The organism is Rhizobium sp. P1_E1, assembly GCF_056406015.1.
The window spans coordinates 1-25,058 of record NZ_JBFUAY010000083.1 but is presented as its reverse complement, the minus strand read 5'-3'; the positions used below and the strand labels follow the sequence as shown (position 1 = coordinate 25,058).

At 61.9% G+C, this 25,058-nt stretch carries 22 protein-coding genes and 1 pseudogene; 7 read left to right on the top strand and 16 right to left on the bottom strand.

Annotated elements, in window-relative coordinates; genetic code table 11:
* The 3 genes from AC1D1Z_RS23230 to AC1D1Z_RS23220 all read right to left on the bottom strand — a co-directional run.
* Window positions 1-334, bottom strand: a 334-nt coding sequence (locus tag AC1D1Z_RS23230) for an extracellular solute-binding protein (protein WP_477851714.1), incomplete at its 3' end; no start/stop codon positions are given.
* A gap of 146 nt (window positions 335-480) precedes the next feature.
* On the bottom strand, window positions 481-1,434 hold the full coding sequence (locus AC1D1Z_RS23225) for a sugar-binding transcriptional regulator (RefSeq protein ID WP_018072680.1): 954 nt from the start codon (window positions 1,432-1,434) through the stop codon (window positions 481-483).
* Between the two features lie 151 nt (window positions 1,435-1,585).
* A complete protein-coding gene (locus AC1D1Z_RS23220) occupies window positions 1,586-2,164 on the bottom strand; it encodes an exopolysaccharide biosynthesis protein (RefSeq protein ID WP_026230768.1) in 579 nt (192 codons plus the stop codon).
* A 394-nt stretch (window positions 2,165-2,558) separates the two neighbouring features.
* Here AC1D1Z_RS23220 and AC1D1Z_RS23215 point away from each other — a divergent pair, with 394 nt between their 5' ends.
* A complete protein-coding gene (locus AC1D1Z_RS23215; protein ID WP_047623150.1) occupies window positions 2,559-3,470 on the top strand; it encodes an ROK family protein in 912 nt (303 codons plus the stop codon).
* Between the two features lie 51 nt (window positions 3,471-3,521).
* On the opposite strand, the gene AC1D1Z_RS23210 is transcribed toward AC1D1Z_RS23215, so the two are convergent.
* The 10 genes from AC1D1Z_RS23210 to AC1D1Z_RS23165 form a co-directional block, all read right to left on the bottom strand.
* Entirely contained in the window at window positions 3,522-5,432 is a 1,911-nt protein-coding gene (locus AC1D1Z_RS23210) for a beta-N-acetylhexosaminidase (RefSeq protein ID WP_130653092.1), read from the bottom strand.
* Window positions 5,433-5,646: 214 nt separating this feature from the next.
* Window positions 5,647-8,793, bottom strand: a complete 3,147-nt coding sequence (locus tag AC1D1Z_RS23205) for an efflux RND transporter permease subunit (protein WP_047623152.1) — start codon at window positions 8,791-8,793, stop codon at window positions 5,647-5,649.
* A gap of 26 nt (window positions 8,794-8,819) precedes the next feature.
* On the bottom strand, window positions 8,820-9,959 hold the full coding sequence (locus tag AC1D1Z_RS23200) for an efflux RND transporter periplasmic adaptor subunit (RefSeq protein WP_130759663.1): 1,140 nt from the start codon (window positions 9,957-9,959) through the stop codon (window positions 8,820-8,822).
* 49 nt (window positions 9,960-10,008) lie between these two features.
* Window positions 10,009-10,617, bottom strand: a complete 609-nt coding sequence (locus AC1D1Z_RS23195; protein WP_018447050.1) for a TetR/AcrR family transcriptional regulator — start codon at window positions 10,615-10,617, stop codon at window positions 10,009-10,011.
* Between the two features lie 253 nt (window positions 10,618-10,870).
* Complete coding sequence (locus AC1D1Z_RS23190; protein WP_047623154.1) at window positions 10,871-11,302, bottom strand: OsmC family protein; 432 nt, start codon at window positions 11,300-11,302, stop codon at window positions 10,871-10,873.
* 147 nt (window positions 11,303-11,449) lie between these two features.
* Window positions 11,450-12,229 (bottom strand): SDR family oxidoreductase, encoded by a 780-nt coding sequence (locus AC1D1Z_RS23185; RefSeq protein WP_018447049.1) that lies wholly within the window; start codon window positions 12,227-12,229, stop codon window positions 11,450-11,452.
* Between the two features lie 3 nt (window positions 12,230-12,232).
* Entirely contained in the window at window positions 12,233-13,120 is an 888-nt protein-coding gene (locus AC1D1Z_RS23180) for an aldose 1-epimerase (RefSeq protein WP_047623155.1), read from the bottom strand.
* Window positions 13,117-14,067, bottom strand: coding sequence for an L-arabinose ABC transporter permease AraH (araH, locus tag AC1D1Z_RS23175; protein ID WP_018243671.1), 951 nt, complete (start codon window positions 14,065-14,067; stop codon window positions 13,117-13,119). The genes AC1D1Z_RS23180 and araH overlap by 4 nt, the downstream gene beginning before the upstream one ends.
* Before the next feature lie 121 nt (window positions 14,068-14,188).
* Complete coding sequence (gene araG / locus AC1D1Z_RS23170; protein ID WP_477851713.1) at window positions 14,189-15,694, bottom strand: L-arabinose ABC transporter ATP-binding protein AraG; 1,506 nt, start codon at window positions 15,692-15,694, stop codon at window positions 14,189-14,191.
* Window positions 15,695-15,763: 69 nt separating this feature from the next.
* Window positions 15,764-16,747, bottom strand: coding sequence for an arabinose ABC transporter substrate-binding protein (locus AC1D1Z_RS23165; RefSeq protein WP_018447046.1), 984 nt, complete (start codon window positions 16,745-16,747; stop codon window positions 15,764-15,766).
* A gap of 213 nt (window positions 16,748-16,960) precedes the next feature.
* Here AC1D1Z_RS23165 and AC1D1Z_RS23160 point away from each other — a divergent pair, with 213 nt between their 5' ends.
* The 4 genes from AC1D1Z_RS23160 (at window position 16,961) to AC1D1Z_RS23145 (ending at window position 20,342) form a co-directional block, all read left to right on the top strand.
* Window positions 16,961-17,716 carry a FadR/GntR family transcriptional regulator gene (locus AC1D1Z_RS23160; RefSeq protein ID WP_003543153.1) on the top strand — a complete coding sequence of 252 codons (756 nt, stop codon included), beginning with the start codon at window positions 16,961-16,963 and terminating at the stop codon, window positions 17,714-17,716.
* 66 nt (window positions 17,717-17,782) lie between these two features.
* Window positions 17,783-18,931 carry a galactonate dehydratase gene (gene dgoD / locus AC1D1Z_RS23155; protein WP_047623156.1) on the top strand — a complete coding sequence of 383 codons (1,149 nt, stop codon included), beginning with the start codon at window positions 17,783-17,785 and terminating at the stop codon, window positions 18,929-18,931.
* Between the two features lie 153 nt (window positions 18,932-19,084).
* Complete coding sequence (locus AC1D1Z_RS23150; RefSeq protein WP_047623157.1) at window positions 19,085-19,480, top strand: DoxX family protein; 396 nt, start codon at window positions 19,085-19,087, stop codon at window positions 19,478-19,480.
* 82 nt (window positions 19,481-19,562) lie between these two features.
* On the top strand, window positions 19,563-20,342 hold the full coding sequence (locus tag AC1D1Z_RS23145) for an SDR family oxidoreductase (RefSeq protein WP_477851712.1): 780 nt from the start codon (window positions 19,563-19,565) through the stop codon (window positions 20,340-20,342).
* A 16-nt stretch (window positions 20,343-20,358) separates the two neighbouring features.
* Here AC1D1Z_RS23145 and AC1D1Z_RS23140 read toward each other — a convergent pair whose 3' ends face one another.
* On the bottom strand, window positions 20,359-21,576 hold the full coding sequence (locus AC1D1Z_RS23140; protein ID WP_130759665.1) for an adenylate/guanylate cyclase domain-containing protein: 1,218 nt from the start codon (window positions 21,574-21,576) through the stop codon (window positions 20,359-20,361).
* Window positions 21,577-21,639: 63 nt separating this feature from the next.
* Window positions 21,640-22,665 carry a LacI family DNA-binding transcriptional regulator gene (locus tag AC1D1Z_RS23135; protein WP_130759666.1) on the bottom strand — a complete coding sequence of 342 codons (1,026 nt, stop codon included), beginning with the start codon at window positions 22,663-22,665 and terminating at the stop codon, window positions 21,640-21,642.
* Between the two features lie 95 nt (window positions 22,666-22,760).
* On the opposite strand from AC1D1Z_RS23135, the gene AC1D1Z_RS23130 reads away from it, so the two are divergent.
* Together AC1D1Z_RS23130 and AC1D1Z_RS23125 are read left to right on the top strand one after the other, a co-directional pair.
* Complete coding sequence (locus AC1D1Z_RS23130; protein WP_130759667.1) at window positions 22,761-23,948, top strand: phytanoyl-CoA dioxygenase family protein; 1,188 nt, start codon at window positions 22,761-22,763, stop codon at window positions 23,946-23,948.
* 92 nt (window positions 23,949-24,040) lie between these two features.
* A complete protein-coding gene (locus AC1D1Z_RS23125; RefSeq protein ID WP_130759668.1) occupies window positions 24,041-24,862 on the top strand; it encodes an SDR family oxidoreductase in 822 nt (273 codons plus the stop codon).
* Window positions 24,863-24,874: 12 nt separating this feature from the next.
* Here AC1D1Z_RS23125 and AC1D1Z_RS23120 read toward each other — a convergent pair.
* Window positions 24,875-25,058, bottom strand: a pseudogene (locus tag AC1D1Z_RS23120) (hypothetical protein); the annotation flags it as partial.

Here is a 25,058-nt window from a genome sequence, read left to right as displayed (position 1 = left end):
CGTCGACGTCGTAATTGGCGCCGAGATTGTCGAGCGGCAGCAACCAGTCCTGTTTCGCCCAGATCGGAACTTCATAGGTGCCGATCGTCAGAACGTCGTACTGGCCGCCCTTGGTCGCGATGTCGGTCGTGACCTTCTGGCGCAGCACGTTTTCCTCGAGGGTTACCCATTCAAGGTCGATGCCGGGATTCTTCGCCTTGAAGTCATCCGTCAGCTTCTGCATCCGGATCATGTCGCCGTTGTTCACGGTCGCGATCGTCAGCGTTTCGGCCGAAGCCATGCCGGCAAACGCCAGTGCTGAGCAGGCGCCCAGCAGAAAAGTTCTCAATGTCATAATCTTCCTCCCAGAAGATGGGGTGTGAGCATTCGCTTCGCTCATGGGCAATTACTCAACAAACAACAAAGAATGTCAATCGGCAATCGTTGCTGCAGTGCCGAAGGCAATAGTCATCCCATTGATTTAAATATAATATTTTTTGCTCAGTTCTTGAGCAAAAACTCAGCAGTCTCTTCGTCGGTGATCAGAGCATTGATTTGATGGCCGACAACGGCGGCCCTGATCGCCTTGAACTTGCGCTTGCCCTTGGCCAGCCCAATGACCATCGATGCATCGCGGGATGGGATCGGCGCGGACGCGACGCGCTCGTTGATCGGGTTGTCGATCAACCTGCCATCGACATCGAAGATCCAACCGCAGATTTCGCCGACAGCGCCCCCGCGCATCAGCTCCATCATCTCGTCCTTCTCGAGAAAACCGTCGACGCAGAGCGGCCCATCGATGCCGAGCTCGCCGATGCCGACGAAGGTGACATCGGCTTGGGCGCTCATATTAAGCGTCGAGCGCACCAGCTGTTGGCCATGCAGCAACTCGCGCTCCTCCGCCGAGGTGACGAGCACCGGCAGCGGCATCGGATAGTGTCGTGCCTTCACCGCATCGGCCATGCTGAAGATGACGTTGTAATAGGCCGCCGATCCGTCCGGGGCGATATTGCCGGTCAGCGAAACTATGCGGTGATTGGGACATTCGATCGCCGGAAGCTGGTCGACCGCCGCCTTCAAGGTGCGGCCGGTACCGATGGCGAGTACGATGGGCTCCGGCCGTTTCAGCCACCGCTCGATCTCGGCCGCCGCTGCCTCGGCGATACCGACCGTCGTCGACGACGACGCGGGATCGCTCGGCACCACCTCCACATGTTTCAGCCCGAATTTACGGCGCAGCTGACTTCCGAGCTCCAGGCAGGCTGCGATCGGATGATCGAGCCGCACCTTGATCAGGCGCTCGGCGACCGCCAGCGACACCAGCCGCTGCGCCGATTGCCGCGAGATGCCCATCGCAGCGGCGATTTCGTCCTGCGTGCGCCCGGCGACGTAGTAGAGCCAGCCGGCACGCGCCGCATCGTCGAGCCGTGCAGGGGTCTCGGATCTTTTTACCATCTAATGCCTACCGCGCAAAGTGAGCCGGCGCGCCGTCGCCGAACATGGTTTGAGTCTGTATCGCGCCAGATCAAAACAAAATTCCGGCAAATGTCGAGCCTGTTGCAGGGAGCCCAGCCAAATAACCGCCTTCACTCGGGCAAACCCCCGCTTAGGCAAGCCATCGCAGGACGAGATAGATCGCCGCCTTCACGAGACCGTAAATCACCCCGCCGGCAATAACGAGCGACACGGCCGTCATCACGAAGCCGATGAGCGCGAAAAGACCGTCACGGCCCAATATGCCGAAAGCGAAGACCGAGATCGTGATCGCCGGCAGAATATTGCCGAGCGGGACCGGCAGCAACAGCACGATCGACAGCAGCAGGCATGCCGCCCCGGCCAGATATTCCGCCGGCGGTTCGGCGAAGATCGCCAGCCGCGGTTTCAGCATGCGTTCGGCCCAGGCGAGCCAGCGGTGGATGCGGCCGACGATGGTCTCGAAATCCTCCCGGCGCATCGAACGGTTGGCAATCACCTTCGGTAGCCAGGGTTTCAGCCCGAAGGTCAGTTGCGCTGCCAGGAAGATCAATGGCGCCCCGAGCACGGCCGAGGTGCCCGGCGGAGTAGGAAAGGCGTTCGGAAGCGCGAAGATCAGCATCAACGCGCTGATCGCCCTGTCACCCATCGTGTCGAATAGATCGCCGATCGAGATCCGTTCGCGGCTGTGGTCGGCGGCCATCTGCCGCAAAATGGATGAGAGGCGGCGGCCTTTGGGACGTGGTCTTCGGATGGTACTGTTTTCTCTCGTATCGATTGTCGTGGGTCCGACAGTTTATGAAAGTGTAGGGCCGGATTCTGGCGATGCAATATGCCAATTGAATGACTTGCGGGGTTAGAAATTACCGTTGCGATCGGAGCCGATGGGCTGGGGATCACCAGATTTCTCCAACGTCTTGCCATGACGGAATGGAAGACGGAGAACCGTCCCGCCTATTCGATCTGCGGGAGAGATGTCCTGCAGAACAGAGGGGATGGCACACGGCACGCCCTAAAGCCGGCGACACCCCGCCGAATGAGCGCTTGAAATTCCCCGCCAACAATGCAAGCAGACGCTGGGAGACCAGAGAAACGGCAGAGTGGCAATGATCATTTCATTCGACATCGGTGGCACCGCCATCAAGGGTGGCATCGCTCGTTCCGAGACAGACATCGTTCCCCTCGGCCGCCGCCCGACACCCAGGGATGATTTTGCCGCTTTCGTCGAGACCCTGCGCGACATCATCGCCGAAACCGGCGAACAGCCGAACGGCATCGCCCTCTCCATCGCCGGCGTCGTCGATCCCGATACGCAGCGCCTGATCTGCGCCAACATTCCCTGTATCCACGACCGCACGCTCGCGGCCGATCTCGAAGCCGAACTCGGCCTGCCTGTGCTGATCGCCAACGATGCCGACTGTTTCGCTATTGCCGAAGCCGGTCTCGGCGCCGGCCGCGGCCACCGCATCGTCTTCGGCGCCATCCTCGGCACCGGCGTCGGTGGCGGCCTGGTTGCCGACGGGCGCCTCGTCAACGAGGCCGGCGGCTTTGCCGGCGAATGGGGCCACGGGCCGATCATCGCATCCGCGGCCGGCAATCCGCCTGTGGCCATTCCCGCCTATGCCTGCGGCTGTGGCCAGAAGGGCTGCGTCGACACTGTCGGCGGCGCCCGCGGCCTGGAGCGACTGCACAAGACGCTGCACGATCTCGACCTTGCCAGCGAGGAGATCATCGCTCAGTGGCGCCGTGGAGAGGAGAGGGCGACACGGACGATCGACGTCTATGTCGATCTCGTCGCCTCGCCCTTGGCGCTGACGATCAACATCACCGGCGCGACCATCGTACCGGTCGGCGGCGGGCTTTCCAATGTCGAGCCGCTGCTTGCCGAACTCGACCACGCCGTGCGCGCCCGCATCCTGCGCAAGTTCGATCGCCCACTGGTGGTGCGCAGCGAATGCCGCATCGAACCCGGCCTGATCGGCGCAGCGCTTTTGGGGCTGAAGGCCGAGACGGCCTGAAGCAATTCCACGAAAAGTGCGAAGCGATTTTCCATCCGGAATTGCGATTCCTTAAAGCACCGGCCACATCCGCACGATCGCGGCGAAGCGATCCCAGTCCTTACGCACAGAAGGCGTCCAGGCAGCCTCGGCGACCGCCGGGAGACGCGGAAAAACCAGCCGGTTGAAATAGGCGCGCGAGATGAAGTTCTCGGTCCAGATGCAGGCCTGGATGCCGCGCATCTTATCCTGCAGCGCCTCCGGCAACTCGCCCTCGGCCTCGTAAGCATAGGTGTGTTCCGGCGGCGCGTAGCCCGCCCAGGCGGCGCCGGGCTCGGGCCAGGCCTCAGCCTGCGCCATGTCGAGATAATAGGCCTGCCCTGGCGTCATCACCACGTCGTAGCCTTCCTGTGCCAGCTCGATGCCGACGGCGGGCTTTTCCCAGGCCATCAGCAGTGTGCCGTCGCGGTCGACGCCGCCGCCATGCGAGACCTCGTTCCAGCCGGCAAGTTTCCTGCCGCGTTCCGACAGCATGGCTTTGATACGTTTCAGGAAATAGGATTGCAGCTCGGCGGTGCCGGCAAGTTTCTCCCGCTCCATCAGTGCCTTGCAGAGCGGCGAGGACAGCCAGGAGCCATGCGCCACCTCGTCGCCGCCGATATGAAGATATTCGCCGGGAAACAGCGCCACCATTTCGTCGAACACCTTGCCGAGAAATTCATAGGTGAATTCCACCGCCGGATTGAGAGCGTTGTTCGGATAACCCTGCACCGAGCGGTAACTGTCCGGCGCCTCCTGCCCGTCGACGAGTTCGGGCAGCGAGAACAGCGTCGCCATGCTGTGGCCCGGAATATCGATTTCCGGCACTACCTCGATATGCAGCGAGGCTGCATGCGCAACGATCCGTCTGGCGTCCTCCTGGGTATAATGGCCGGAGCGCGTTTGCGCCCCGTCGCCGAGCTGCGGCACGAGCACTTCATCCGGCCCGCGCCGGGCGCCGATCTCCGTCAGCGCGGGATAGGCCTTGATCTCCAGCCGCCACGCTTCGTCATCCGTCAGATGCCAATGGAAGATATTGAGCTTGTTCCAGGCGAGAATATCAATCAGCCGCACGACGTCCGCCACCGGATAGAACTGCCTGGACACATCGAGATGGCAGCCGCGCCAGTCATAACGCGGCTGGTCGGCGATCGTGCCGAAATTGGGGAATTTGAAGCGCTCGGGATCGGCGCGGGCGCCGTGCAGCAGTTGCGCCAGGCTGATCAGCCCGTATTGCCGCCCGGCGACATCCGCGCTCGAAAGCACGATCTCATGCGCCGTAAAACGCAATTCGTAGGCAAAGGCGGCGATCGACGATTCGGTGACGAAACGAATGGCCCGCCCGCCTTCGACGGCACTGAGGGAAAACGGCACGTTGTCGGCCGGATAGAGCCGCTCGTAGAGCGCGAGAACCAGCGAGAGCGCCTTGACCGCATCGGGCCGCATCCGCTCGGCCGGATAAAGGATAACCGGCAGCTCTCCCGCCTTCAGCCCGAGCGCCAGCGGCCAGGGCAGCAGCGAGTAAGGTTCCTCGGCCCGGCCCGGCGGCAGAAGCGGCGGCGCTACGCCGCCATTCCGGCCTTCGAGCATGAGATCGCCGAAACCAACAGGAACGTGGCGCCCGTCGCCAAGTGTCAGATAGGCCGATTTGATACCGGCCGTCCTATGTTTTGGCTCCCTGGTCAGCCCCTCGACGGTGAACCGCCAGCGCCCGCCGGGCGGCACGCTCAGGTCTTCGGGCGGCACGAATTCATGGAAATGCGCGACCCGCCGCTTGAGGCTGCCGCCGTCGCAGACATGTTTGTCGGCAACCCGCGTCTCTGATGTATAGGCGAGCAAGAATGTCGACAGTGGCTCGGCCGAAAGATTGAACAGCGTGAAGGTCAGGCGCCCAAAGCTGCCTTCGATCGGGCTCCAGCTTGCTTCCAGATGGTAATCGGCCATGATCGTGCCTTGCCCCGTCAGTTGGTGGCCGGGATCGTGGTTGGTCTCCCGGCATGCTTTCGCAGCTTAGCTTTTTCGAGAGGGCAATGGAATCGGCGCGCAGCTCCAAGACGGAGCAGGCAGTAAAGACTGCGCGGCGCTATAGGCAGCGACGCTGCTTGATGAGTAAGCTGTGATCTGCAAGGAAAACGGCGCGGCTTTCGCCGCGCCGTCCTCACTCAGCTGCCAACGCCGGCGGATGTCTGTCATCCGCCTCTTCCTGGATGGCGTCGGCATGCCGGCCTGGCTCGTCCTTTGCCTTCGGCTCTCGGCCGAAGAAAAGGGCGTAACCGGCGGGCAGAACCAGAATGGTAAGCACGGTCGCAACCAGGATGCCGCCCATCATCGCGTAGGCGAGCGGACCCCAGAAGACACCGCGCGAGATCGGGATCAGCGCCAGCACGGCGGTCAGCGCCGTCAGCATGATCGGCCGGAAACGGCGCACGGCCGCACCGACGATCGCCTCCTGCCGGTGCATGCCGGCCTTGATATCCTGGTCGATCTGGTCGACCAGGATGATCGAATTGCGCATGATGATACCGAGCAGCGCGATGACGCCGAGGATCGCCACGAAGCCGAAGGGCGCGCCGCTGATCAGCAATGCGGCCGCCGCACCGATGATTCCAAGCGGTCCGGTGGCGAGCACCAGCATCGCCTTGCCGAAATGCTGCAGCTGCACCATCAGCAGCACGATGATGACGGCGAGCATGATCGGCGCCTTGGCGGCGATCGACATCTGGCTTTCCGCTGCATCCTCGGCGCCGCCCTGGATCTCGACCTTGTAGCCGGCTGGCAGGCTGTCGCGCAGGTCCTTCATGTCGGCATACATCTTCATCACCACGTCGTTCGGCTGCACATCGTCAGGCAACGTGGCGCGCACGGTGATCGTCGGCAGCCTGTCGCGCCGCCATTCGATGCCCTGCTCCATGACGGGCACGACCTTGGCGACCTGCGAGACCGGCACGAAGCCGCTGAAATCCGTCGGGACATAGACCGAGTTGACCGCCGACAGCAGCGAACGGCTGGCATCCGGCTCGCGGGCGACGATCGAAACCGTCTCCTCGCCGTCGCGGAAATCGTCGAGCGCAGCCCCTGACATGGCGGTCTGCAGCATCTGACGGACACGCTGCGAGGAGACGCCAAGTGCCCGGGCGCGATCCTGGTCGATCACCAGCTTCATCGCCGGCACCTCTTCCAGCCAGTCGTCATGGATGGCGCCGAGCATTGGATTGGCCTGGAAGCGCGCCTTTACCTGGTTGGCGATCTCCCTGACTTCCTGGCGGTCAGGCCCCATGACGCGCATCTGCACCGGCCAGCCGGTCGGCGGACCGAGGAAGAGGCGGTCGACCTTGCCGCGAATATCGGGGAAGTCTTCCGCAAGGATCGTCCGCAGCTTGACGATCAGCCGCTCGCGCGCCGGTTCGTCGTTGGCCATGACGAGCAGCTGGGCGAAGTTCGGATTGCGCAGCTGCTGGTCGAGCGGCAGGAAGAAGCGCGGCGCGCCTTCGCCGATATAGGTAGCGATGAACCGCTTGTCGGGATCATCCATCATCTTGGCTTCGAGCGCCTTTGCCTGCACCTCGACTTCCTTGATGCTGGTGCCCTCGGGCAGCCAGAGATCGACGAGGATTTCCGGCCGCGAGGATTGCGGGAAGAAATTCTGCGGAATGAACTGGAAGGCCCAGAGGCTGGTGACGAAGGTGCCGAGCGTCAGCAGCAGCACGATGACGCGGTGGCGCACCGCCCAGCTGACCGTGCCGCGCAACCGGCGATAGAAGCCGGTGTCGAAGGCGTCGCGATGCTCGCCGGCGTGATGGCGCTGCTTGAGGATCATATAGCCGAGCCACGGCGTGAAGTAGACCGCGACGAACCACGAGGTGACAAGCGCGATGCCGACGACGTAGAACAGCGAGCGCACATATTCGCCGGCCGTCGAGGCGGCGAAGCCGACCGGAATGAAGCCGGCCGTGGTGATCAGCGTGCCGGTCAGCATCGGGAAGGCAGTCGAGGAATAAGCGAAGCTTGCCGCGTCGATCTTGACGAGCCCCTCCTCCAGCTTTCGCTCCATCATCTCGACGACGATCATTGCATCGTCGACAAGCAGGCCGAGCGCGATGATCAATGCGCCGAGCGAGATGCGCTGTAGGTCGATGCCGAGTTCGTACATCAGCGCAAAGGTGGCGGCCAGCACCAGCGGAATGGCAATGGCGATGACGAGGCCCGATCGCCAGCCGATCGACACAAACGAGACGACCAGCACGATGATGAGAGCTTCGCCGAGTGCATGCATGAATTCGCTGACCGCATCGGTCACCACGTCCGGCTGGTTGGCGATCTGATCGACGGCGACGCCGTAGGGCAGCGCCTCTTCGAAACGCTGATAGGTCGCTTCCACGCCCTTGCCGACATCAGTCACGTTGAAGCCCTTGGCCATCACGACGCCGACCTGAACGCTGTCGTGGCCGTTGAAACGGTACTTGCGCTGGTAGGGATCTTCGAGCCCGGAACTGACGGTGGCGATATCGCCGAGGCGCGTCACCTGGCCGCCGGCGCGAAGGCGCAACTCGCGGATATCGGCCGCCTTCTTCACGTCGCCTTCGACCGATATGCGCACCGAGCGCAGGCCGGTATCGACGGAGCCGGCCGGATCGACATTATTCTGGCCCTTGATGGCGTTCTGCAGATCGAGGATCGTCAGGCCGCGCTCAGCGAGCGCCTTCGACGAGACGTCGATATAGATCTTCTCAGGCTGGTCGCCGATGATGACGGCCTTTTCGACGCCCGGCGTCGTCAGTAGCATGTCGCGCGCCTGGATCGCGAATTTCTTCAGTTCCGGATAGGAATAGCCGTCGCCGCTGATCGAATGCAGCGTGATGAACGTATCGCCGAACTCGTCGTTGAAATACGGGCCGAGCAGGCCCTGCGGCAGCTCGCTGGAGATGTCGCCGACCTTCTTGCGCACCTGGTAGAAGGCATCCGCCACTTCTTGCGAATTCGTGTCGCCCTTGACCTGCAATGTGATGATCGCACTGCCTGCCCGCGTATAGGACTTGACCCAGTCGATATGCGGCGTTTCCTGCAGCTTGCGCTCGATCTTGTTGACGACCTGATCTTCCATTTCCTGGATGGAAGCACCCGGCCAGATCGCCTGAACGACCATGACGCGGAAGGTGAATTCCGGATCCTCGCGCTGGCCCATGCGCATCAGCCCGAGCACGCCGGTGATGATGATCAGCCCGAAGAGGAAGCGGGCGATGCTTGGATGTCCGATCGCCCAGCGCGACAGATTGAAGGGCCGCTTTTCGGTGGTGGTGGCGTCCATGGTCCTGTTCTCTCTTTATGGCGCGTTCAGCGAACGGTCTGGTCGGTGGCAGCCAGGGCCGACTGCTGGTCCGGCACCTTCACCTTCAGGTTTTCGCTCATGAACTGCGTGCCGGCCGAAACGACGAGATCGCCGGTATCGAGACCCTCGGTCACATGCACGCCGTCGCCGGTGAAATCGGCGACCTTGATGTCGCGGCCATGCACGGTCGCCGTGTCGCGGTCGACGGTCCAGACCATCTGCTTGCCGTCCTTTTCAGCCAGGGCACTGAGCGGGATCGAGACATAGCTGTTGCCGTTGCTGACATCGGCCTCGATCGTCGCCGTCATGCCGAGCAAAACGCGCGGATCGTTCGGCAGGCTCACCCGGACCGCAAAGGTGCGCGACTGCTGGTCGGCGCTTCCGGAAACCTCCCGCACCTTGCCGTCGAGCACCAGCCTGTCGTCGGCCCAGAAGCTTGCCTTGACTGTTTTGCCCGGCTTGAATTCGGCAATGTCATTTTCCGGAACGGCGATCTGCACTTCCTTTTCGCCGTCGACGGCAACGGCGACGACGGGAGTGCCCGACACAACGACTTGGCCGACATCGGCATTGATCGTCGTGACAATCCCGTTGTGGTCGGCCTTCAGCTCCGCATAACTCACCTGGTTCTTCGCCTGATCGAGTGCCGAGACGGCGGCATCGCGGCTTGAAACGGCCTGATCGTAACTGAGCGAGGCTTGCTCGAGCTGGGATTTCGGCGAAACATTCTTGTCGAAGAGCTGCTGATTGCGCTTGTTCACGAGATCGGCGGTTTCGACACCTTTTTCAGCGGCTGCCAGATTGGCTTCCGCCGTCTTGACCGCCAGCTGGTAATCGGTGGAGTCCATCCGAGCGAGCACGTCGCCCGGCTTCACCTTGTCGCCGATATCCACGAGGCGTTCGGTGATCTTGCCAGCAACGCGAAAGCCGAGGTTCATCTCCGTACGCGCCTTGACCGAGCCGGAATAGTCGAGCTTGCGGGTGTCGCTGGCCTTGGCGATCTCGACGACCTTCACCGGACGGATGACTTCCTTGACCTCAGCCTTCTCTTCCGAGCAGGCGGAAACGCCGATACCGATGGCGCCGACGAGCACGAGACTGGCGACGGACGGCATGCGATGGCTGAGGGTTTTGAGCGAAAACATCTTCCGCACTCCTGGATCGTTTCGGGGTTCCGACGGCGGCTGCCGTCCATTATTTCTTCAGCGCCCTGATCACGTAGTCGATCAGTTCGTCGACGCTTGCGCGGTTCGTTTTGGCAAGACATTGCGCCACCATCTGCGGATGGCAGAGATTGATCGTCGCGGCACCGAAGCAGCGCGAGGCAACGACCGGGTCCTGCTCGGCGAATTCCCCGGCTGCAATGCCTTCGGCGATGATTTCGGCAATGAGATCATGAACACGGTCGATATGCTTTTCGATGACATGCCAGTCGCGCTCGATCGCGACGATGATCATCTCGTGCACCTTCATCTCGTCGAGCATCAGATCGAGCGTCAACTGATGTTGGGTCTCGACATAGCGGCGCAGCCGCTCGCTGGCGCTGATCGGCTGATGGCGGATGTCGTAGGCGATTTGATAAGCGGTGGCGAGCATGCGCCCGCAGAGCGCCTGGTGGATTTCCACCTTGGAGGCGAAGAAACGATAAATATTGGCGGGCGACATGCCGAGATCGCGGGCAATGTCGGCCACCGTCGTCTTGCTGTAGCCGTAGTGCCGAAACAGCCGTTCGGCCGCGTCGAGAATGCGTGTGACATTCTCCTGCCGGGTGACGTCGAGCGTGTTTTCCGCGATCTCGTCCATGACTTTCGATGCCTCGACTTACGACTGACGAATTTTGAATTTCGTCAGTCGTAAAATATCAGGCGTCACTTGTCAACATCCCGGAGCGCAGCGAAGCTTCAGGTCTGCTTGGGGGCGATCGGTTGATGCAGCCGGTGGGCCGCGTTCGTTGAACGTGGGGGATTTTCTGGAGCGGCTGAACAATGAACATCGCGCAATTGAAAAGTGCCGCGACGCGAACGCGCACGGCACCTCATCGCCGGCAGCAGGGAAATCAGACGATCTTGACGTCGAGCGTGATCGGAACCGCCGCGAGCGCCTTGGAAACCGGGCAGCCGGCCTTTGCCTTGTTGGCGAGTTCGGTGAAGGTCGCCTCATCGGCACCGGGAATACGGCCGGAGAGCGAGAGATGGATGGCGGTGATGGCAAAGCCGCCCTCGACGCTTTCGAGCGTTACCTTGGCAGAGGTTTCCATATGCTCGGCGGTAAAGCCGGCTTCACCGAGGATCAACGACAGCGCCATGGTGAAGCAGCCGGCATGGGCGGCACCGATCAGTTCTTCCGGGTTGGTGCCGGCGACGCCTTCGAAGCGGCTCGCAAAGCCGTAGGGATAATCCTTCAGGGCGCCGCTCTGCGTCGAGATCAGGCCTTTTCCGTCCTTGAGGCCACCGGTCCAATGAGCCGAAGCCGTACGATTGATCTGCATGCCGTCCTCCTGTTTTCGATTGTGCTTTCAGAAAGCGGCAGGGGCCGCTCCATGCCTGCGGGAGATCAGATAGCCTTCCCGATGGGCAATATAATGCTCTATCCCGAGAAGACGACAGGCTTGTAAAAATAGCGGGATCGAAGCCCTTCAAGCGGGATGCTGCAGCACGCTGAGGCCACCGTCGATCGTCAGGCAGGTGGCATTGATGAACGGGCACTCGTCTGAGATCATGAACACGGCCGCCATGGCAATCTCCTCCGGCGTCGCGATGCGCCCGCCGGGATGCAGTTTCATCGTCTCGGCCCTTGCCGCCTCCGGATCGGGAAAGCTGTTCCAGTAATCGATCACCTTCTGCGTCGAGACATAGCCCGGCGCCAGCGCGTTCACCCGGATATTGCGGGCCGCATATTCGAGCCCCAGGGATTTTGTCATCCCGAGCAGCGCGTGTTTTGCCAGCGGATAGGGAAATGTGTGCGGGATGATCGTGAAGGCATGCGTTGAGGCGATGTTGAGGATGACGCCGCCACCCTGTTCGATGAGGCCCGGCAGCACCGCCTTGCAGCAGTTCCATGCGCCCTTCAGATTGATGTCGAAGCAGCGGTTCCATTCCTCGTCCGTCGTCGCGAGCGGTTCGGCAAAGACATTGACCCCGGCATTGTTGACGAGCGCGTTCAGCGGTCCGATCTCTTCATTCGCCTGAGCGACCAACGTCGTGATCGTTCCGGCATCGGTAATATCGGCCGGCAGATAACCGAGCCGGCCGCCGCTGCGCTGGAGCTCTTTCGCCGCCTGCGCCAGCAGCGCCCCATCGCGATCGACGAGAAAGACGGCGGCATCCTCCCGCATGAAAGCCTTCGCCATCGCAAGGCCGATACCCTGCGCAGCACCGGTTATCAGGATGTTCTTGCCCTGCAGACGGCTGCTCATCTATCACCCCTTCGGTTGAACCGGCAGCGTCGACATCAGGATCGTCACTGTGCCGGCAAGCGCCTCACCTGGCGCAAGCGGCGTGAGCCCACCGAAATCAGGAAGGTGATGCCCGTTCGGCAGATGGCTCATCGGCTCGAGGCAGAAGAAATCGCTCCGGTTGACCGGCATATACAGCATGAAGCGATCGAGCGCACCGTCGACTTCCAACGCCGCCCGGATTCCAAGTTCCGGCCAGGTGATAACAGCCCGCCCATTCCAACCCTCGAAGGCATTGTTCATCCATCTCTGCGGTAAAAGCGTCTCAGATCTGAAATCGAAATAACCAGGCACAGGGCCAGGCATCTCTGGCAGATGGTCCGGCCGCTCGCTCCAATAGCGATCGGCAGCAATCGCCAGTCGTGTCTTTGGCGTGCGCGCGAAGAAGGGATGTTGACCGAGCCCGAAGGGAAGAGCCGTATCGCCGCGGTTTTCCACGGAAAGCCTCAGCACCAGTGCATCGCCGGCGAGACGGATCTCTTGCCGGGTAAGATAGGCATAAGGTGAAACCCTGTCGGCGCTGCGGGAAAAGCAGAACTGCGCATGCTCCGCGCTGGCGTCTTCAAGCTGCCAGAGGCTGAGCCAGCCGTCACCGTGGAGATAGAGCGGATCGGAAGCATTCGGTTGGAAGCCATAGTCGCGTCCGGCAAAGGACATGGTGTTGCCTTCCACGCGATTGCCGAACGGCACCATCGCGAAATTCGCCATCGCTCCCTCCGGCCCGCCGGCCGCCACGAGAAAGGGCATGCCGCGATAAGTCGCGGCTGTGACGGCGGCACCCCGACGGCTGACCCGGACGGATAGATCGCCGTGCCTCAGTTCGATGTCGTCCCCGGCTCGTCCTTGGTTCATCCGCGTCGCCCCGCAGCCGAAGACCTCAAATTGTCGAGCAGCACTGCGATCAGCAGGATCAGCCCGCGTACGACATACTGATAGAACGCCTGGATATTCAAGAGGTTCATGACGTTTTCGGCAATGCCCATGATCAGCACGCCGACGATGACGCCGCTCATCGCCGCCCGGCCGCCGGCCAGCGAAACACCGCCGAGAACGCAGGCCGAAATCACCGAAAGCTCAAGCCCTGTCGCCGCATTCGGCTGGCCGGAGGTGATGCGCGAGGCAAGCAGGATGCCGGCAATGCCGCAGACCAGACCCTGCAGCGCAAAGATCCAGATGCGCATGTTGACGACGTTGACGCCCGCAAGCCGCGAGGCCTCCGGATTGCCGCCGATCGCCAGGGTGTTCTTGCCGAAGACGGTGCGGTTGAGCACGAACCCGAAGAGGATGAAAAGGATCAGCATGATCCAGATCGGCGTCGGCACGGTCAGGAAGCGCGACAGAGCAAGCTGGTAGAAATCGGGATCGTTGATGCCGACGGCGCGGCCATCGGACGCGATCAGCGCTAGCCCGCGCACGATCTGCATGGTCGCAAGCGTGGTGATCAGTGCATTGACCCGAAAACGCGCAATGACGATACCATTGACGAGGCCGACGACGGCGCCGCAAAGCAGGGCGGCGAGCAGCCCGACGGGAATGGAGCCTGTCGCATTCGAGACCATCACCGCGATCATGCCGGAGAAGGCGACGATCGATCCGACCGAAAGGTCGAAATCGCGGGATGCCAGGCAGAACATCATCGTGCAGGCGACGATGCCGATCGTGACGACCGATTGCAGCAGCCCCAGCATGTTTCGCTCGGTCAGGAAGTTCGGAACGAAGAGCGAGACAATCACGAAGGCGGCAGCGAAGATCACCACCAGCCCCTGTTCGCCGAGAAGGATTTTTTTCAACGAATTCATCGTCCGTATATTCCTGGTCCTAGAGCAATTTCAGGAAAAGTGCGAAGCGGTTTTCCGTCCGGAATTGCGTAAAAACAAAAAGTTAGAGCGGTTCTGCGTTTCTATGAAAAGCTGAACCGCTCTAAATGGTGCCTGCGGCATTCTTGTCGGGAAGCGCTGCCGTTAGGATGTTGCGCTCGTCGAAATCCTGGCGGGTGACATTGGCCGCCACCCCGCCCTGGCACATCACCATGATGCGATCGGAAATGCCCATGACTTCGGGCAACTCGCTTGATATGACCACGATCGCCATGCCGCCGGCCGCAAGCTCGTAGAGGATTTCGTAGATTTCCGATTTCGCCCCGACATCGATGCCGCGTGTCGGCTCGTCGATGACCAGGACCTTGATGCCCTGCTCGGACAACCAGCGGCCGAGAATGACCTTCTGCTGGTTGCCGCCCGAGAGGTTGATGATGTCTTGCTTGCGCGAGGGCGTCCGCACCCGAAGCTTGGCGATGAAGCGGTCCGCCAGCGCCGCCTCTTGTCTCGGGCTCAGAATGCCGAAAGGCGAAAAATGCCGGCGCGACGAGATCGCGATATTTTCCTCGATCGATCGCCCTTGGACGATGCCGTCAAACTTGCGGTCCTCGGGGCAAAGCACCATGCCGGCATTGATCGCCGCTTTCGGATTGTTCGGCGCAACGGCTACGCCGTCGATCGTGACCTGGCCCTGATGTCTGGTGTCGGCGCCGTAAAGCAGCCGCGCCATCTCGCTGCGGCCGGCGCCGATCAGGCCGAAGAAACCGAGAATTTCGCCCTGGCGGACGGAAAAGCTGATCGGATGACGCAGCCTCGGCCCCGACAGGCCCTTGACCTCCAACCGTACGTCGCCGAGCGCGCGTTCGCGCCATCCCCAGACATTGCTGATCTCGCGTCCGACCATTTCCGAGATGATCTGCTCGCGCGTGGTTTCGGAGATCTGAGGATGGTGGGCGGCAAGTTTGCCGTCGCGCAGCACCGTCAGGCTATCGCAGAGGCGGAAGATCTCGTCGAGGCGATGCGAGACGTAGAGAATGACCGTTCCCTTCGCCTTCAGCCTGTCGATGAGCGAAAACAGGATTTCGCTTTCGCGGGAGGAAAGCGAGGAGGTCGGCTCGTCGAGCGCAATCACCCGCGCATCGAGCATGACGGCCTTGGCGATCTCGACCATCTGCCGCGCACCGATCGAAAGCGAGGCGACCTTGGCCGACGGATCGACATCGATGCCGATCTCCTCGAGTTTCGACCGCACCGTCTCGATCAGCGCCTTCGAATGGATGACGCCGCCCTTGGCCGGAAAGCGTCCGAGCCAGAGATTTTCGGCGACCGTCAATTCTGGAACGAGTTGCAGTTCCTGATGGATGACGATGACGCCGGCATGGAAGGCGTCGCGGACGGAGCCGTATTTCTGCTCCTCGCCGTCGATGAGGATGTTGCCGCCATCGGCGGCCTGATCGCCTGACAGTACGCGGATCAGCGTCGATTTGCCGGCACCGTTTTCGCCCATCAGGCCGTGGACGGCGCCTTTCTCGACAGTGAAGGAAACATTCGCCAGCGCCTGCACGCCGGGATAACCCTTGGAGATATTGCTGAATTCGAGGAAAGCCATCATCGCTCCGTCGAGAAAGACCGGCGGCACGCTGGGCGACCGCCGGACGATATCATGCTGGAAGGACGATCACTCGATGCCAAGATCCTTGCGGACCTTTTCGTAATCGTCGCGCAGCGCCAGGGAACCCGAGGTCAGCGTCAGCTTTGCCGGCTCCTTGTCGTTGGCGATCCAGTCGTACATGTTGAGCGCCGTCTCGTAGCCGTGACGCTTCGGCGAGATGATGACGGTGCCGAAGAAGCCCGTTGCCGCCGGCTTCTTGAATTCATTGATCGCCGATTCCGCACCGCCGATGCCGACACCGATGACGTTCGTCGCCGGAATGCCGACCGATTCGGATGCACGGACGGCGCCGAGGACGGCTTCATCGTTGAGGCCGAAGGCGACCCAGTATTTTACGTCGGCATGCTTGTTGAGAACGGTGGTCGCCGCGTTGAGCGCTGCTTCCGTATCCGTCTTCGCCTGTGGCGCATCATAGATGTTTTCGGCCGGGAAACCGGCGGACTTCAGCACCGAGATCGCACCTTCGACGCGGTCGACGGCGGTCGGCAGCTGGTCATAGGAGACCCGCACGGCGCCGACATTCTTCATGTCCCAGCCGCGCTTCTTGATTTCGTCGACGATCGCCTGGCCGACGGTCTCGCCGATCTTGGTGGCTGAAATGCCCATATGCGGCACGTCTTCCAGCGGCTTGCCGTCGGCGCTGACGAGGCGGTCGTCGACCGTCATCAGCTTCAACTGGTTGGCTTCGGCCTTGGCGACGATGCCGGGGCCGAGCTTGACGTCGGGCGTGCAGATGATGAAGCCCTGCGCACCCTGAGCGCCGAGATTGTCGATCGCCGATTGGACCTTCTCGCCGTCTTCGGCGCCGATCTTGACGACGGTGAAGCCTTTTTCCTTGGCGGCCTGGTCGGCGAATTTCCATTCGTCCTGGAACCACGGCTCCTCAGGCTGCTTGACGATGAACCCTATCTTGACGTCCGCGGAAAATGCCGAGCCGGCTGCCAGAATGGCGAAAGTGCCAGCCAGAATGGCTGCTTTGAACAAGCGCATGTCTCTCTCCCTAAACTCTCAAAAACTGAGCAGCTGCCTCCCAGGCAACGTCCAATGAATTATGACAAATCATCATACCAGTCAATTGCCAATGTATGATGATTGGAATAATAGGATTATTGACGAGATGCCGGGAGGAAGCGTCGCAAAGCGGATCGAATTCGGATAATCAGGTTCGATTGCCTAGCACGCGAGACAGAGCGGAGAGGTGAGTTGGAAACAATCGAGCGACAGAGCGGGGCCGAAAGCCGCCGCATCGAGCGCCGCCCGCGCGTACGCCGCAACGTCACGGCGGCGATCGCTCAGGATATCTGTGCGGACCGCTATCCCGCGGGCTCGCCGCTGCCCCGCGAAAACGATCTCTGCGAGCTCTACGGCGTCAGCCGCACCGTCATTCGCGAATCGCTGAAAGTGCTGGAATCCAAAGGCCTTGTCCGTGGCAAGCCACGCATCGGAACCACCGTCTGCGATAAGGACGACTGGAATATCCTCGACGCTGACGTGCTTGAATGGATGGGTCCCTATATCAAGGACTTCGACCTGCTCGGCTGCATTCTCGAAGCCCGCCGCACCATCGAGCCGGCAGCCGCCGAATATGCCGCCGAGCGCGCGAGCGCCCAGGAGATCGCCGATCTCGACAATGCCTGGCGGCAGATGCGCGACAGCGCCCGCGACCCGGAAAGCTTCACCGATGCCGACGTCATGTTCCACACGGTGCTGCTCACCGCCAGCCACAATCAGGTCTTCCGCCGCCTGTCGAGCGCCATTCACGCGGCGCTAAAATATGCGCTGCATGCCTCCAATATCGGCGTCGAGAATCGCGAGGATGCGGTGCTCGTTCACGGTCAGTTGGTCGAGGCCCTGCGCATGCGCGACAAGGCGGGAGCCCGTGAATGCGCCAACCGCATGCTCGATCTTGCGGTGCGCGATCTAGCCGCCGCCGAAAAAGCGATCGGCAGAACGAAATGACCGATCACCACAAATCTGCGAACGCGCCGTCGATCGCAAACCCGGGAAGAGACTGAAAGAACAGCGATGAAGATCACCAAACTCACCACCTATATCGTTCCCCCGCGCTGGTTGTTTTTGAAGGTCGAGACCGACGAGGGCATCATTGGCTGGGGCGAACCGGTCGTCGAAGGCCGTGCGCTCACCGTTCAGGCCGCCGTCCATGAGCTGGAAGACTACCTGATCGGCAAGGATCCTTTCCTCATCGAAGACCACTGGACCGTGATGTATCGCGGCGGCTTCTATCGCGGCGGCGCCGTCCACATGAGCGCGATCTCGGGCATCGACCAGGCGCTGTGGGACATCAAGGGCAAAGCGCTCGGCCAGCCGATCCACTCCCTGCTCGGTGGCCAGCTCCGCGACCGTATCAAGGTCTATTCCTGGATTGGCGGCGACCGTCCTTCGGATGTCGCCAACAATGCCAAGGAGGTGGTTGCCCGTGGCTTCAAGGCGATCAAGCTCAATGGCTGCGAGGAAATGCAGATCGTCGACACCAACGAAAAGGTGGAGAAGGCGGTCGAGACCATCGCCGCCATCCGCGAGGCGATCGGCCCACATATCGGCATCGGCGTCGATTTCCACGGCCGCGTGCACAAGCCGATGGCGAAGGTTCTCGCGAGGGAGCTCGACCCTTACAAGCTGATGTTCATCGAAGAGCCGGTGCTTTCCGAAAACAAGGAAGCGCTGCGCGATATCGTCAACCATACCTCGACGCCGATCGCGCTCGGCGAGCGGCTCTTTTCGCGCTGGGACTTCAAGCAGGTTCTGTCAGACGGCTACGTCGACATCATTCAGCCGGATCTCTCCCATGCCGGCGGCATCACCGAATGCCGCAAGATCGCGGCGATGGCCGAAGCCTACGACGTGGCGCTGGCGCCGCATTGCCCGCTGGGCCCGATCGCGCTCGCCGCCTGCCTGCAGGTCGATGCCGTCAGCTATAACGCCTTCATCCAGGAACAGAGCCTCGGCATCCACTACAACAAGGGCAACGACATCCTCGACTACATCTCCAACAAGGAGGTGTTCCACTATGCCGATGGTTTCGTCTCGATCCCGCAGGGTCCGGGTCTTGGCATCGAGGTCGACGAGGCCTATGTCATCGAGCGCGCCAAGGAAGGTCACCGCTGGCGCAACCCGATCTGGCGGCATGCCGACGGCAGCTTTGCCGAATGGTGAGAGCGCATAGCCCCGAAAATCGGAACCGACTTTCGGAAAGGATTATGCGCAATTCAAAGTGACAGGGTCGCGCAAGCGGCCCTTTTTCATTCCCCGTGTAGGATATCACGTGTCCTGTCCGTCATAGTGGAAGCTCAAAGAGGAGATTTCAGAATGGCCAGAGCAATTGCAATCATCGTCGCCCGCATCATCTTCAGTTTCATCTTTTTCATGGCGGCCGGCTTCAAGTTCGCCGATATCGGCGCGACGGCAGGCTATATCACCGCCGCCGGCTTTCCGGTGGCGACGTTCCTTACCTGGATCGCCGCCTTCTTCGAGATCGCACTGGCGCTCGCCTTTATATCAGGAGCCTTCTTCACCGAGGCCAGCCTGCTCGCAGGCATCTATGTGATCTTCCTCGCCTTCGCCTTCCATGGCCCATCCCATTGGCAGCAGAACCAGGCCGAGTTCGGTTTCTTCATCGATCACTTTACCTTCCTCGCCGGACTGCTCTTTGCGGCGGTCCACGGGCCGGAGAAATGGGCGTTGAAGCAAACGCTTCTAAGATAACTGCGACGACCCGCCTCCTTCCGGAACCAACTGCCGCGCCGAACAGTTGGCATGTCGGCAAAACGGCAAGGAGAGCCCGCCCATGGAGCTGAAGGGAAAAATCGCATTAGTGACAGGCGCCGGTTCGGGCATCGGCAAAGCGGCCGCGTTGCGGCTCGCCGCCGAGGGTGCAAGGGTCGCAGCATTGAGCCGCACCGCCGACGAGGTCGAAAAAACTTGCGCCGAGATCAAGGCCGCCGGCGGCCAGTCGATCGCGTTGACGGCAGATACCAGCGACGACGCTCAAATGCGGGGCGCGGTGGAGCAACTGACCAACACCTTCGACGGCCTCGACATCGTTGTCGCCAATGCGGGGATCAACGGTGTCTGGGCGCCGATCGACGATCTGAAACCGGAAGAATGGGACAAGACGATCGCCGTCAATCTGCGCGGCACCTACCTGACCCTGCATCTGACGGTTCCGCATCTGAAGCGCCACGGCGGTTCGATCATCGTCGTCTCCTCGATCAACGGCACCCGCACCTTCACCACGCCGGGCGCCACCGCCTACACCGCAACCAAGGCGGGCCAGGTCGCCATGGTCCAGCAGCTCGCCCTCGAACTCGGCCGACATGGCATCCGCGTCAATGCCGTCTGCCCCGGCGAGATCGAGACCAATATCGGCGCCAATACCGACAGTCGTCATCGCGAAGAGACGGAGGTTCCCGTCATCTGGCCGYAGGGGGATATCCCGATTGCCGGCGGCAAGGCAGGCAAGAGCGAGGACGTCGCCGAAACAATCCTCTTCCTTGCATCCGACCGCGCTCGACACATCACCGGTACGCCGATCTGGATCGACGGCGGCCAGGGTCTGTTGCGATAGCCTTGCAGTCAGGAACTCAGCTGTTCAGTCGGGCGCTGTCGAGAGTATACAGTTCCTGCGCGCGCTGCACGCCGCGCAAAGCATAGCGTCCGACGCAGGCGAGTGCGGTACGCTGCTGCTCCGGTATCGCCGCGGCGAAATCGGAGGAGATCAACAGGTTGAGATCGACGGAACGACACATCGAGGCGATCCGGCTGACCTCGTTGACGGCGGGTCCGATGACGGTGAAGTCCAACCGGTCCTGGCTGCCGATATTGCCGTAGAAGACATCGCCGATATGCAGGCCGATATAGACGTCGGTCGTCGCCCGGCCGTCGGCCGCACGCGCGGCATTCAGCGTGGTGAGCTTTTCCCGCAGCAACGATTCGGCGCTCAGCGCCGCACGACACGTCTCCGCCGGCACCTCGCCCTTAAAGATGGCGAGCACACCGTCGCCGATCAGCTTCAGCACGTTGCCGCCGGACTGGTGGACCGCCGTGATCACCGCCTCGCTATAGTCGTTGAGCAGCGGGATGATCTCCTCCGGAGGCACGCTGTCGGAGATCTTGGTGTAGTTCAGCAGATCGGAAAACCAGAGTGCCGCGGAAATCCGCTCCGATTTGCCGCGGCTGATCTTGCCTTCCATCACCTGGCGCGCGGCGTCCTCACCGAGATAGACCTCGGCGATGGTGCGGGCGATACGTCCAAGCGCGATGCATTTGATCGCCAGCCCCAACACCGGCACCAGCTTGCGCAGGATGGCGAGGTCGTGATCGGAAAAGCCCTCAGGATGTTTCGTCGCGAAATGCGAGAAGAAGCAATCCATCTCGCCGATCGTGCCAGCCTCGGAAAAACGATGCATCATCGCCACGAAATCCGTGTGGCCGGCTTCAGCAATCGTATCGAGCATAGAGAAATCGATCGGGTCGCCGAAACCGAGACGCCGGCGGATCTCCCGTTCGTTGCGGGACCAAAGATGATAGAAGGCCGAACGCTGCCAGTTCGACGCCGCCTCCCCCGAGATCGTCGGACCATATTCGAACTCGGTCTGGATCTCCTCGACGCTGTCCCATCGGAAGGCGCGGCCCTCATGCACCGGATGCAGCGTATCCATCAGCGCCAGACCGCGGTCGAGCGGCAGGCCGGCATCCCGGCAAGCCGAGCAGAAGCCGGTCATCAGCTCGGCTTCCGAAGCGCCCTTCAGTCCCTGCTCCGTGATCCAGGCTGCAATCGTGCTGACGTCGCTGTAATCCATGTTCCACCTTCACCCGTGCCAAATCTGTAGCCCGAATTCGGCATGGAAGGAAAGCCAATTGGCTCAGTCGCCCGCAGGCATATTGTAGGGCGTGACGATTTCGACTGATGAAAGCGAGGCCGGAACCGTTCGCGGCAATGCAGTCGCGCGGCTCATGATCGCCCTGAAGGCCGAGCGCGCATCAGTTCTCAGATCATGATGCAGCACGAAGCCGATCCGGCGCGCCGCAAGCAAGGCGCGGTTGTCCGCATCGAGATCATGGGCGACGAAAACGCGGACGGGACGTTTGGCCGCGTCGAAGGCCGCAAGCACCGCCCGGTTGCCGCCGCCGATCGAATAGACGGCGTTGATGGCGGGGTCGGCCGCAAGCGCTGCCGCGGAAAGCGTTCCCGTCGCGGCATCGGTGCCGTGCCCCTCGCTGATTTCGGTGATGCCGATGGCGGGATAACGAGCGCGGATGACCCGGCGGAAGCCGATTTCGCGCTCCTCCTCGCCGCGGAACCGTCCGCTCGACAGCGTTACCAGCACCTTGCCGCCATCAGTCCCGAGAAATTCACCGATCAGATAGGCGGCCGTCTCTCCTGCCGCCCGGTTGTCGGCGCCGGCATAGGCGATGCGGGCCGAATTCGGCAAGTCGGTCACCAGCGTCACCACGGGAATGCCGGCGGCATCCGCCCGCGCCACAGCGGCAGCCACCTCGGCGACGTCAGGCGCCTTCAGCACGATGCCGTGCGTGCCGCGCAGCCGGATGCGGTCGAGAAGCTGCACCAGTTCGGCCGGCTTCATCACCTCGGCGAAATGGAACCTGCAGCGGAAGACGCCGGGCAGGAAGGTCGCCATCTCCGCCTCAAAGGCGGCGCGTACCGCATCGCTGAAACGCTGCGGCGTCTCCATGACGATATCGATCGCCAGCACGCGGCCGCTGCCGATCGCCCCGGCCTGCTGTTTCTCCAGCTCCGCGATCGCCGCCTTCACCCGCATTTCAGTCTGCCGGCGCACGCCCGGTCTGCCGTTCAGCACCCGGTCGACGGTGGCGGTGCTGAGTCCGGCCTGGAAGGCGATGTCCTTGACGAGAAAGAGATGTGCCATGCGATTGGCCTGATGGTTTTTTGATGGATTTCTGATCTATATCACCGCGCACTGCGGCGTATAGTGCCCCCATCGGAAAGAGGGAGGAGCCCGCTATGAAAACCGACAACCAGCAGAAACTGCGCGCCGACCGCGTCTGGCTGAGCGAAGAGGCCTGCGATCTCGATGATTTCCGCAGCCTTGCGGAAAAGGCGACTGTACTTGCCGATTACCCCTCGGCGTCTGCGGTCGAAAAAAACGTGCTGATCTATGACAGCCGCAAGGTGATGGCAGCGGCCGCAACGGCAGAAGGCCGACGCGCCGTGTTGGCCGAGATCTGCGAAGCTTTCGGCGAGGGTCCTGGTGTCGTCGTGTTCAAGCATGCTTACGAAGACACCGCCGTCATCGACCGCGCCAGCACGATCTTCGACGCGATCATCGACGAACAGCACCGCACCGCGAGCGGCGGCGGCGATCACTTCGCCAAGCCCGGCGCCAACGACCGCATCTGGAATTCGCTGGAAAAACATTGTCTCGCCGATCCGGCAAATTTCGCCGAATATTACGGCAACACCATAATCGCGCTGGCCAGCGAAGCCTGGCTCGGTCCGAGCTACCAGATGACGGCGCAGGTCAACCGCGTCAATCCGGGGGGTGCGGCGCAGTCGGCGCACCGCGATTACCATCTCGGCTTTCAGTCCTCAAAGGTGATCGAACAGTTCCCGGCGCATGTACACCGGCTCTCGCCGGTGCTGACGCTACAGGGTGCGGTCGCCCATTGCGACATGCCGCTCGAAAGCGGTCCGACACTCTTCCTGCCGTACAGCCAGACCTATGTGCCGGGCTATCTCGCGCTGAAGCGGCAGGAGTTCCGGGATTATTTCGAGAGGAACCATGTCCAGCTGCCACTCGAAAAAGGCGACGTCGTCTTCTTCAATCCCGCCCTCTTCCATGCCGCCGGCACCAACCGCTCGGCCGACATCAAGCGTGTCGCCAACCTCCTGCAAGTCTCCTCCGCTTTCGGCCGGGCAATGGAAACCGTCAATCGCGAGCGGATGAGCGCCAGGCTGTTTCCCGCGTTGAAGACCTTGCAGGGAAAACTCTCGCCTGACGAAATCGCCAACGCCGTCGCCGCCTGCGCCGAGGGCTACTCCTTCCCGACCAATCTCGACCGAGACCCGCCGCTTGGCGGACTGGCGCCGAAGACACAGGCGCAGCTGATGCATGAGGCGCTGAAGGAAGGCTGGAGCGATGAAGTCTTTGCGGCAGCACTTGCCGAGCAGGCGCAGAAGAAGTTGAGCTGATTTGGAGCTCGAGCCTCTTGCATCCGCACTGAGATAAAAGCCTCCCGCACCCGCGGGAGGCTATTCGCATATCATCACAATGGAGGAACCACATGAGCACCGACCACGGCCGCCTCGACGGCAAGATCGCCATCGTCACCGGCGGCACGCAAGGATTGGGCGCGACCATCGCCCATCTCTTCGCCGAACGCGGCGCCGAAGGCATCGTCATCTGCGGCCGCAACGAAGCCAAGGGCAAGGCAAAGGCGGCGGAGATTTCGGCCGCGACCGGCGCCCGGATCGTCTACGTCAAAGCCGACCTCGGCAAGGTCGAGGATGCACAGCATGTCGTGCGCGCCTGTGACAAGACCTTCGGCCGTGTCGATGCGCTGGTCAATGCCGCCGCCATCACCGATCGCGGCACTATCCTCGACACCAGCCCCGAGCTCTTCGACGCCATGTTCGCCGTCAATGTGCGCGCGCCGTTTTTCCTGATGCAGGAAGCGGTGAAGGTCATGCGCCGTGAAAAGATCGAGGGCACGATCGTCAATATCGGCTCGATGTCGGCCAAAGCAGGCCAGCCCTTCATCGCCGCCTATTGCGCCTCCAAGGGCGCGCTGGAAACGCTGACGAAGAACACTGCCTACGCGCTCCTGCGCAACCGCATCCGCGTCAACGGTCTGAACATCGGCTGGATGGCCTCCGAAGGCGAAGACCGGATCCAGCGCGAATATCACGGCGCACCTGCCGACTGGCTGGAGAAGGCGGCGGCAAGCCAGCCCTTCGGCCGCCTCGTCGATCCGCACGAGGTGGCGCGCGCCTGCGCTTACCTGTCGTCTTCCGAATCCGGCCTGATGACCGGCTCAGTCATCTGCTTCGACCAGTCGATCTGGGGCGCTTATGACGGCTCGCCGCATCCGGTCGCGGCCCTCTAGAGCCTTTCCTGGTCAGCTTGCAGCATTCTGCCGGAGCAGGTTTTCGTCAGGGCAGAGGCGATTGGCGACGGGCATACCTCTTGGTACGTCCGAGCCGATCGCCTTTGATCCTGGCGGAAAGATGCCCGGCCCTTCGGGTTGGCTGAAACGGGCCGGCTGATCGACCGGCCGGCTTGGCCGTAGAGCTTGGCTACGA